The sequence below is a fragment of the Mailhella sp. genome (assembly GCF_057866825.1).
The window spans coordinates 1-10,753 of sequence record NZ_DBMAHT010000066.1 but is presented as its reverse complement, the minus strand read 5'-3'; the positions used below and the strand labels follow the sequence as shown (position 1 = coordinate 10,753).

At 63.2% G+C, this 10,753-nt stretch carries 7 protein-coding genes; 2 read left to right on the top strand and 5 right to left on the bottom strand.

What is annotated here, in order from left to right; all coding sequences use genetic code 11:
* Positions 1–236: 236 nt before the first annotated feature.
* Together ACZM96_RS07220 and ACZM96_RS07215 are read right to left on the bottom strand one after the other, a co-directional pair.
* Complete coding sequence (locus ACZM96_RS07220; protein WP_489488205.1) at positions 237–1,379, bottom strand: hypothetical protein; 1,143 nt, start codon at positions 1,377–1,379, stop codon at positions 237–239.
* Positions 1,380–1,936: 557 nt separating this feature from the next.
* Positions 1,937–2,923, bottom strand: coding sequence for a helix-turn-helix transcriptional regulator (locus tag ACZM96_RS07215; protein WP_489488203.1), 987 nt, complete (start codon positions 2,921–2,923; stop codon positions 1,937–1,939).
* Positions 2,924–3,930: 1,007 nt separating this feature from the next.
* Between ACZM96_RS07215 and ACZM96_RS07210 the strand changes: the two genes are divergently transcribed.
* Positions 3,931–4,641, top strand: coding sequence for a hypothetical protein (locus ACZM96_RS07210; protein WP_489488201.1), 711 nt, complete (start codon positions 3,931–3,933; stop codon positions 4,639–4,641).
* A gap of 14 nt (positions 4,642–4,655) precedes the next feature.
* Entirely contained in the window at positions 4,656–7,457 is a 2,802-nt protein-coding gene (locus tag ACZM96_RS07205; protein ID WP_489488199.1) for a hypothetical protein, read from the top strand.
* Positions 7,458–7,568: 111 nt separating this feature from the next.
* Here the strand turns inward: ACZM96_RS07205 and ACZM96_RS07200 are convergent, their stop codons facing one another.
* From ACZM96_RS07200 to dctP, 3 genes are all read right to left on the bottom strand, one after another.
* Positions 7,569–8,864: a TRAP transporter large permease gene (locus ACZM96_RS07200; protein WP_489488198.1), complete on the bottom strand. Its 1,296-nt coding sequence runs from the start codon at positions 8,862–8,864 to the stop codon at positions 7,569–7,571.
* 81 nt (positions 8,865–8,945) lie between these two features.
* On the bottom strand, positions 8,946–9,416 hold the full coding sequence (locus tag ACZM96_RS07195; RefSeq protein ID WP_489488196.1) for a TRAP transporter small permease: 471 nt from the start codon (positions 9,414–9,416) through the stop codon (positions 8,946–8,948).
* A 61-nt stretch (positions 9,417–9,477) separates the two neighbouring features.
* Positions 9,478–10,554 carry a TRAP transporter substrate-binding protein DctP gene (dctP, locus tag ACZM96_RS07190; protein ID WP_489488194.1) on the bottom strand — a complete coding sequence of 359 codons (1,077 nt, stop codon included), beginning with the start codon at positions 10,552–10,554 and terminating at the stop codon, positions 9,478–9,480.
* Positions 10,555–10,753: the final 199 nt, after the last annotated feature.

Sequence of the window (10,753 nt, the reverse complement as noted above, 5' to 3'; positions counted from 1 at the left end):
TTGTTTTCCAGGTTGGCCAGGAGGTCTATGTTGTGACCCTTGGCGAACGAGGCGAGGTTGGGACTTTTGTTGCCGTCGGCGTCTTCAAAGTGCCAGGCGTTCACGGTCTTGCCGTCAAAGTCGTCGATCACGATGCGGAAGTAGTTTTCGGGGCCAGCAAACACGTTGCTGGTGCTGTCGAGAACAATCTCGTCGGTGTTTTCGAGAATGATCTCGTTCAGCTCGCTGCAGGAAGCTCAGGTGTCGGGGCGAACCGTGAAACGCGGATCGCCCGGCCACTGCTGCGGATTTTTAATGGCGAAAATGCCGCTGAACATGTCGAGGCGCACCTTGCCGTCATTGGTGAGCGCGCCTTCGGGATGGAGCATGGCCACCTGCACGCGCACCTTGCCGTCTTCGGAAGCCATCTGCCACTTGGCGCGTTCGGCGGGGCTGGAGGGCAGGAAATCAAGGGCGTGCTTGTCGCGCATGTTCTTGAATTCCTTCACGGTTTCCTTGCCGTTCTGAGTGAGGGCCACTTTGGCGGAATCCTTGCCCACGGAGAGAATCTTCACGGTGGCGCTGCCGACCTTCACGCTGTCTCCGGCCTTGAAGGCGCCGGAAACGCGGGGTTCGGAGGTGAGCCATATTTCCGTGAGGCTGGGCGTGGCGAATTCCTTGACTTCCACTTCGTTGGGGCTGGTTCTGCCCACGATGAGGTAGGATTTGCCGCTGGGATAGATGGACGCGCCGTAGTAGCTCTTGTGCTGCACGGGTTCCCCGGTGGCGGCGGTGACGGGATGCCGCCCCTCGCTCAGTCCGAGACCGTGGAATTTGCCGGAATTCACGTCCACCAGCGTGGGATCGACGGCCACCTGGAAGTTGGTGCCGTAGAAGTTGCCGGAAGACTTCATGATGCGCAGGCTGGAATAGCCCGCGCTGTTGCCGTAGGGATGCGAGCTGCCGCTCACGAACTGCAGGGCGCGGGAGCCGTCGGGCAGCAGATTGATGGAGTCGCCCTTTTTCATGACGCGGTTTTTCAGCACGAGGTATTCAAAGGCCTCGTCCACTTCCGAGTAGCGCTTGCCGAGCAGCATGACTTCAATGTTGGTCATGGTGCCTATGCTGGCAATGCGCGAGCTGTAGTACAGGCCCGCCGGAGGAATGACGATTTTGCCGTCGCGGATGAAGCTCTTGCGGATGACCACGCCCTCGCTGATGCGGCGCTGACCGAGATAGAGATCGAGGTCGGCGGCCTTGAAGCCGGGAACCTTGGCAATGATGGCCGCGTTGCGGGCCGGGGCCTGCATGAGCGCCGATTCGGAAGCCGCCGGGGCGACCGAAGGCAGCAGCAGGGCGAGCGCCATGCCGGCGCTCGTAAGCCACAGGTGTCTGTTCATGACATCTCCTTGCGTGTGGTCGGAACGCTTCCGCGAAGACCATTTCTCCTCGGAATGATTCCGATTTTTCGTAGAGGAACGAACATGTTCCTGCGCGGGTATAAAATGTCGACAAAAAAATCACAAGACTTTTTCCAAAAAAATTTTGCACTGTTCGCAGGGGCGACGGGAAGGGCGTCGGGAGGGCTGTCCGGCTGCGCCGCGGGGAAGCCGCCCTGCCTGACGAGCTCCGCGAGCAGGCGGCTTGAGGGCCTCTGCCGAGACCGGGGTTGTTTCGGAGTCTGCGCAGGGCCGTCGCGCATGGACGCCTCGAAGAAAGGCGACAGAACGGCTTACGAAGGGGAATCTTGACGTCTGCCGCTACCTTCAGGAACGTGCCGCCGGAGGTGGCGGGCGACTGGAAACAGATCGCGGAGGCGATGAGCGCCGGAACGAGGAGTTCCACGAGAGACTATCGGATCACGAAGGGCTTTTTGAGAGGGAGTTTCTGCCGATCATCGGAGAGCTTGGGAGGGGAGAGTCGGCGCAAAGCCCGGGCTGTTTTTGAGCAGGCGCGGCTATTCGGAGCCGGAAGGCGGGCAGGGGGCGGGTTCGCCGCATTCCATGACTTCGGCCTCGTCGCCGAACACGCGGGCCCAGCGCACCACTTCCTGCGGATCCGACACGCGCACGGTGAACAGAATTTCTTCCGGGCCGGTCTGTTCCATGTTCCGGCTCTCCCGCCACACCTTTTCCCGGATGTAGTGGGAGGCCTGACCGGTGAAGCGTATGGTCACCGGATATCCGTTGTCGTCGGTGCTGCGGCACGGGGCGGGCTGCTGATGGCGGAAGCCGTCGTCGGCGTCGGCGGGCCAGAACAGGCGCATGCCGGTGTCTTCCACCTTGCGGATGCGGCTCACGCGGAAGCCCTGCCATTGAAAGGGCGATTCGTCCACGGTGCGGGCGTACAGGTACAGCGCGCGCTGGCGCAGGTACAGATGCCGGGGATCGATTTCCCGCCAGCGGGCGTCCCAGTCGTCGCCTGCGGTGTACAGAATGCGTATTCTTCTGCCCTGACTCACGGCTTCCAGCAGCAGGGAAAGCGTTTCCGGCGGCCGATGGTTCTTCCAGCGGGGAAAGCTGCGGTCGAAGGTGGAGAGCATCTGTTCCCGGAAGGGCGCGGGCATGCCGCCCGCCAGCTTGCGACCGGCGTCCACGGCGAGGGCGGCGAGCATGCCGTCGCCGGAGAGACAGAGCTGTTCGAGCGCCAGCATGAGAATGAGCCGGTTGGAGAGGCTCAGGTCGATGTTCGGCACGAGAGCGTCTTCCAGAATGCGGAAGCCGCTCTTCTTGCTGTAGCTGAAGCGGAATCCGGCTTCGGCGAGGGCGGCCTTGTCCTTGTAGAACTGACTTCTGCCGATGCCGAGCTCGGCCTGGAGCGCGCTCAAGGTTCGATGCGGATCCTGACGGATGGCCTGCACGATGCGCAGCAGACGGGAAATCCGGGAACCGCTTTCCCCCGAAGGGGCGGCGTGAGCGAGCTCGGAGGGTGGATGAGAAGACATCGACAGGAAACTCCAGAAAAATTTTCCGGGCGGAATCGCCCGCCGGGGACGGGCGGACGTTGCGTCCGGCTGTCGGAAGATCTGAAAGACGCCGAACGTTCGAGCCCCTGACCACGAACGTTGTTTCGATGCATCTTTCCGGAGTGACGCCGACAACGCCGCTCCGACGCGGCTTCGGTCCTTTTGCGGACGTCCGCCGAGGTTCCGGCGCGGAGCCGGAACGCGGGAGAGAATTTTTTTTAACGAAAGATATGTTCTATTGGACATCCGAAATTGCGGGGAAAGTCAAAGAGATTCTTATAATCAATCCACAGCAGTGTGGCCCGGAACCGCAGATTTTTGCAGACGGGGAACGGCAGGGACGGGCAGGAGTCGGAAAAGGGGCATGCTTTGCGCCCGGGGAGGGCGAACGCGGCTTTTGGGGCGCTCCCGATGTTTTTGCGAAGGGCGCGGAGCCGGGCGGAGGACGTTTCGGGGCGCTGATCGGCGTGGTTTCGGCGGGATTTTGGCGGGGCGGATGCGGGGGCGGAACGAGGCGGGGATGAAAGGACGGCTGTTGCCGGTGCCGCGTAAAGCTCGGAGGCGGAACGAGCCGGGGGAAGCGGGCCGGGAATGCGGGCCGGGAATACGGCGCGGAAGGTGAGAAGCGAGCCGAGGGGACGGAGCACGGAGGAGCCGCTGAGGGAAGGCGGGGCGGAAACGCCGCGTGTCGTTCGGCCGTGCGCGGCGCGTTTGGACTGCGGACTCCGGGCGTTTCTCTCCGGCGTTCAGCCGGGGAGCGGGGAGGCACGGCATGCTGCAAGGCCGAGAAGGGCCGACGTGAGGACAGCCGGGGCGTGGAGCCGAGTCGGCGCGGGCCGTGCCTCGGCGAAAATTTCCGGAGCGGGGATTGTCGAAGAGCGCGGCGGCGTCTATCGTTGTCTTGCGGCACGATTTTTGCTTTATCCTTCATGCGGGGCGTTTTTTTTCCGGCGCGCCGCCAACTTTGGTGTCATGAGGAGGCCTGCATGTCTGAACGCGAAGCGTTGCGTCTTCCCGAGGGTTTGACGGAATTTCTGGAAGACAACGATATTCCCTGTCCGCCGGTGCCCCTTTCGGCCCTGGAGGCGCTGGATCGGACGGATGACAACTTTTTTGCCACGGATCTGCGTCCCGTGCCCTTTGTTCCCGTGCTGCCCGGAGACATGGACGCCGTGCTTGACGCCTGGAGCGGTCGGCAGGAGAGCGCCGAAGCTTCGGACAACGCTTCGGCATCCGGCGAGGACGAAGACGCCCGGGCGGGCGCAGAAGTCGTCGATTCGGAAGAGGCGGCGGCATCCGCTCTTTCTTCCGACGGTGCCGCTCCCTTTTACGAAGGCGGATACGTCGGCTTCGGGCTTGCGGGAAGCGGACTTCAGGGAATGCGCGTGCTTTTTCTGCTGAAGGAGGGCTCGTTTCGATTCGGCGTGAGTCTGCCGTGGAACCGGGCCTTCGGCGATCCTGCGGAGGAGCGGGAAGATCTTGAGGCGGCCTTCCGGCTGGCGGAAGTCTGCCTGCAAAGCAGGCCCGGGAGCGGAGAGCTGCGCGTGTTCGTGAACGACCTGGGCTGCCGCTGGTCGCTCACGGGCGAAGGCGCGGAGCGCGGAGGCGACGACGTGGACGGCCTTCTGGACTGTCTGGAAACCGGGGACGTGCTCTGTGGGGAAAGCGTCCCCTTCAGCATGTGGATGCGGGTTTAGCGGGGGAGAAGCACATGAGTCAGGTTCATAATCCTCTTTACACTCCTTTGATATCGGATCTGCCGGAACCTTCCGTGACCGGCAGCCATGCCGTGGCGACGTCTCCCGCCGTGGAACCGGAAATCCGCCCGGAGGCTGCGCAGTCCCGCGAGTCGTCGGTGGCGCTGCAGCTTCAGGGCGCGCAGAAGCGCCTCGACAGGCTGCTCGGGCGCGCGTCTGGCAATCTGCCCTGTCTGACCGGTTCGGTGTACGCCGAGCTCGGCCGGAATATTCCGCGTCCGGGGCTTTTCAGCGGCCTGCGGAGCGCGCACGGCCGTCTCATGGATGCGGCCCGGGCCTGCGACAAGGCGGCCGCGGCGCTGGCGGGCATTCCGGCCCGCTCCTTTGCCGGGGTGCCGCTTCCCAAGGCGCTGTTGAACAGGCTTTCGGCGTACACGCAGGCGCAGAATGCGCTCTACGGCGAGGTGCGCCGCTTCATGGAGGCGTCGGGAAACGATTCCGCGCTGCTTTCGTCGCTGCTGCATTCCACGCAGTACCGGGCCTCGGAGGCGCTGAATCTTGTGGCGTCGCTCCAGCTTGCGGGCGGAAGCGGGGAAGGCCTTTCCGCCGAGCAGCAGGTCGTGCGCGCGAACATGCAGGACCGCATGGCGGACATGGGCGACATGACCGTTTCCGGCGGCATGAAGGCGCTTGCGCCGGGCATGCACGAGCGCACGCTGCAAAGGCGCGTGACCGGGCAGATGAAGGAACTTTTCGACGCGCTCGACAGGCTGGAGCAGCAGGGCGCGGGCATGTCGGAACAGCAGTTCCGCCGCGAAGCCGCCGATGTGAGAAACGTGCTCGACAGGGCGCGGGCCGCGGTGGCGCTGCTGAACACGGACGGCATGAGCGTGGAGGACAGAAGTCTGCACGCGGGCCTGAACGATCTTTTGGATCGCTGTTCCACGAGGCTCGGAAACCTGTCCGGCTGTTCGCTGCACGGGGAGGTCGTGAAGGCCGTGGACGAGCTCATGCCCGGCATTGATCCCGGCGCGTGCCGCGCCCTGGCCTCGAAGACCGGACTGACCAGACTGCGGAACGCGCTGATGGACGTCGCCGGCGGTCTGGCCCGGTACAACGCCGATCTCAGTGCCCTGAAGGGAGACATTCAGGCGGGCGTATCCTCACCGGACAGAGTCAGGAACGGGCTGATGCAGGCGTGGCGGCGGCTTCGTTCCGGCAGCACGGACAAGAGTTCCACGCTGCTCTACGCTCTGTACCTTGCAGGCAGCGGCGGATTGTCGAACAGCGTCGCCCTGCGCAACTTTCTTGGGAGGTGCGGCGTTTCCGTTTCGGTCCGGGAGGCGGTCAATCTGTTTACCACGGCCCGCAGCAGCGAATTCTCCGAGGGGGTGGGCGCGGCGTTTCTGGAAAAATTTGCCGGCACGCTTTCGACCCGGCAGCCCATTGTTGAGGCGCAGGCGGAGGAAATCGGAGCCATGTACGCGGGCACGGCGGCCGATCGTGCCGTGCTGCGCGGCGAATACATTGCCGCGGCCTTCGAGCACGACGTGGAGATTCCCACGCTTCTTGAGGCGTCGCTGCGGGGCATTCCGACCGATCAGCTCGAAATGAAGGCCGGCAGCGACACGCTGAAGAGAGCCAGAGTGCTGGGGCACGGCGCGGCCAACACCGTGACGCTGTGCGTGTACCGCGGCGAGAACGGCGAAGACGTGCCCTTGGTGTTCAAGCCGGAAACGGCCGCGCGTCAGGGCTTTCCCGATCTCACCGTGTACCGGCTCGGCTACCGGGCCGGGGCGCGCGTCATGCAGATCAACGTGGCGGCCAGCCGCAGCGCCGATGCCGCAGGCTGCGGCGATACCGTGGCCCGTTCCCGCATAGGCGTGTACGACGGGCGCGTGGGGCTGTTCATGGAGAAGGCGCCGGGCAGCACGGCCTGCGATCTCATGACGGGGCGCCCGTGCGTGCCCGACGGCCGGGGCAACAAGCTGACGCTCGGGCAGGTCGTGAGCGGACTCAAAAAGAAAGGACTGCTCGACGACATGCGGGCCAATCTCATGCGCGAGCTGAACAGGCTGGAATGGGCGGATGCGCTTTCCGGTCAGGCGGACCGCCATAATCAGAACTATCTTGTGGACATCAATCCCGAAACCGGCGCGGTGAAGGTGACGGGCATCGACAACGATGCGAGCTTCGGCGCGCGCAAGGTGGGCGTGGCGAAGGTGGATATCGCCGGCAGGGACGAACTTCGGCAGGCGCTTGAGGCCGCTCATGCCGGACCTCTGCCGGTCATGGTGGACGCATCGGCCCTCAGCGACGATCAGAAGCGGATTCTGCGCATCTTCATGCCCGATCTTCCCGACGACGCGACGCAGGTGAACATTGCCGGGAATCCGGCTCTTCAGGCGCAGCTTTCCGGCGCGGGAGTTCATCTTTCCGTGGTGGTGGACGGCAGCACGCTCAATGAGGATCAGCTCGGCGTCATGCGCAGGCATCTGGGCTTCAATCAGCTGTTCCGGCCGTCGTTCATCGACAGGGAGACCTATGAAAAGCTCCGTCTGCTGGATGAGAACGCCTACCGCATGAGCCTGCGGGACTGCCTTGATGACGAGGCGCTGGACGCCGCAGTAGCGCGCCTCAGGGATGCGAAGGCCGTGGCCGAGGATCTTGCCCGGCGCGGCCGCGTGGTGGACGACTGGAAAGACGCCGCCGTGCTGGACGCCATGAAGGCCGAGGTGCGGGGCGTCGACCGCGACTCCTTGTTCCATCACCTGCATTTCGGCTTTTTCCAGCGCGATTTTCTGGGAAAGATATAGCCCTCTTCGGGGCATGAAAAGAGGCCGTCCGTTGCCGGGCGGCCTCTTTTTTTCTTCGACGTGCCGAAGGCTTCCGGCCCCGGAATGCGGAGCCGGAGGGGAGGAAGATGGTTACATGCCGAGCAGGCGCGGCAGGAAGAGGGTGATGTCGGGGAAGAGCACGATGACCACGAGGGCCAGCACGGCCGCAAGGAGCATGGGCAGCACGGGCGGCGTGATTTCTTCCATGGTGAGGTTGCTGATCTTTGCGCCCACGTAGAGGTTCACGGCCACGGGCGGCGTGACCTGACCGAGGGCGAGGTTGATGGTCATCATGACGCCGAACCACACGGGATCCCAGCCGAAATGAGCCATGATGGGCAGCAGGAAGGGCAGCAGCACGTAGTAGATGGAAATGGCGTCGAGCAGCATGCCCGCGATGAAGAGGATCACGTTGATGAGCAGGAGCAGCACGACGGGGTTGTCGGAGAGGGAGAGCAGCACGGAAGCGCCGCGCTCGACGAGGCCCACGGTGCTGGCGACCCAGGCGTAGAGACCTGCGCAGGTGACCACGAACATGATGACGGCGGTGGCCTTCACGGATTCCACGAGCACGTCCACGAGAATGGAGAGCTTGTTGATGGTGCGGTAGATGAACACGCCCACGAACAGGCCGTAGAAGATGGCCACGGCGGCGGCTTCGGTGGGAGTGAACACGCCGCCGTAGATGCCGCCGAGAATGACGACCGGGGTCATGACGCCCCAGAAGGCTTCGCGCAGTGCCTTGGACACGGGCATGGAGCGCGGTTTGCCGCGATAGCCCTTCTTTCTGGAGGTGATGAGCACGGAGCCCATGAGAAAGAGGGCGACCACCACGCCGGGAATGAAGCCTGCGGCGAAGAGGGCGGGCACGGAGACGTCGGCGATGCCGCCGTACACGATGAACGCGATGCTCGGCGGAATGACGATGGCAAGGCCGGAGGTGACGGACACGGTGGCGGCGGCGAAGGGCTTGTCGTAGCCGCTCTTGACCATGGCGGGAATGAGGATGAGGCCGAGGGCGGCCACGGTGGCGGGGCCGGAGCCGCTGACGGCGCCCCAGAAGGTGGCGACGCCCACGGTGGCGATGGCGAGTCCGCCGGTCATGTTGCCGACGAGGGTTTCCACGAGCATGACGATGCGGGCCGCGATGCCCGCGCGCTCCATGATGAAGCCCGCGAGAATGAAGAACGGAATGGCGAGCAGCGGCACCTTGGCGATGCCGGCAAAGAAGTTGTAGGAGAGCATGTCGATGCCCATGTCCCACCACCAGCCGACGAAGATGGCGGAAACGCCGAGGGAGATGGCTATGGGCACGCGGAAGATGAGCGGAACGATGAAGGTGACGAGAAGCCAGAAGGCCGGATCGTGAAAAAGTGAGGTATCCATGCGGAATTCTCCAGACTTCAAAGACGCGGGAGGCGTTTGAAGCAAGCGGTTTGACGTGCGGATCAGCGTCCTTGCGGGGGACTAGTAGTTTCTGGAACGGAAGTCTTCCCAGAGCTTCTGGAGAATGCGCACGATGATGAGGGCGGAAAAGAGCGGCGTGGCGATGGTGTAGATCCAGACCGGAATGGCCAGCGATTCGGAAATCACTTCGAGTTCGATTTCGTCCTTGACTTCAATGTAGCCCTGCCAGCAGAGGGTGGCGAAGAACGCGATGCAGCACAGCGCGCCGAAAAGGTAGAGGAACTTTCTGAGGGGACGGGGCATGGCGTCGTAGAGCAGGTTCATGCTGAAGTTCCCGCCTTCGCGGAAGGCGCGGGAGGTGCCCAGCAGCACGATCCATACGAAGAGGTTGACGGTGAGCTCTTCCGACGAGGAAAACGAAAAATTGGTGCAGTAGCGCACGATCACGTTGATGAACGATATGCACGCCATCACGGCCAGCAGTACGGCTCCGAGCAGTTCCTCGAAGCGTGCGTTCAGAAAGTTCCACATAATGAGAATCCCCGATGATGAAAAGACGGGAGCGGCCCGGCCGCTCCCGGAACACGTTGTTTTACTGAGCGGCCTTCATGTCGGCCTCGGCGGCCTTCACGAGTTCGGGGCCGACTTCCTTGGTCCACTTGTCGCGCACGCTCTTGGTGGCGTCGTAGAATTCCTTGACCTGTTCAGGCGTGAACTTCACGATGTTCATGCCGTGTTCTTCCATGGTCTTGAAGGGATCGGTCACGGCGGGCACCTTGTTTATGCTCTGGAGGAAGGCGAGGGAGGAGCCGTCGTCGAAGCCGAGGCGGGAAAGGGCCTTGCTGTACTTTTCCATTTCCTTGGCGCATTCCATGAGGATGGCCTGATCTTCCTTGGAGAAGGACTTCCACACCTTGGCGTTGGAGGTGAGCAGCAGCGGATCGATCATGTAGTGCCAGTCGGTGTGATACTTGTGCCAGGTCCAGATCTGGAGCGTGATGTTGATGCCGTTGGTGGGGTTTTCCTGGCCGTCCACGATGCCCTGCTGGAAGCCGGTCACGGCTTCGGACCAGTTGATGGCCTGCGGATTCGCGCCGAGCGCGGTGAAAATGTCGGCGAAGATGGGCGTACCGCACACGCGCAGCTTCATGCCCTTCATGTCGGCGGGATGATTGATGGGGCCCTTGCTGGTGGTAAGTTCGCGGAAGCCGTTTTCGCCCCAGCCGATGAACTTCACGCCGGTCTTTTCCACGGCGGCGACGAGCATCTTGCCGGACTCGCCGGCTTCAATGGCGTCCATGGCCTTGTAGCGGTCGGGGTTGTTGGCCACGAAGAAGGGCAGGGCGGTGAGGTTGAGTTCCTGCACCTGGGGCGACCAGTTGATGGTGGAGGCGAGGGCGAAGTCGATGGCGCCGCGGCGCACGAGCAGCAGTTCGGAAGTCTGCTTGCCGGCCATGAGCTGAGCGCCGGGGTACACCTTGATGTTGATGCGGCCGTTGGTGCGCTCCTTGACGAGATCGGCGAAGTAGGTTGCGGAAAGGCCCCAGCCGGAGGTGGCGGCGGGCACCACGCTCAGCTTGTATTCCTTTTTGTAGGCGGCGAAGGCCGGAGCGGAGAGCAGACCCATGCACACGGCGGCCATGAGGGCGGTACGGAACAGACGATTCATAAAATCCTCCTCAGGATATATTCTCGGTGACGCGAAGTCACGTTGCACCCGTAAGCAGGGAGAGTACTCCCGCCCGGGTACTGGGGCGGAAGTACGGTTGAGCCGCCTACAGCAGCGGCAGGATAATAATGAGAATGGGCAGTACCACCACGAGTTCGAGCGTGGTGAACACCCAGCAGGCATTGGCCAGGTCGAGGTC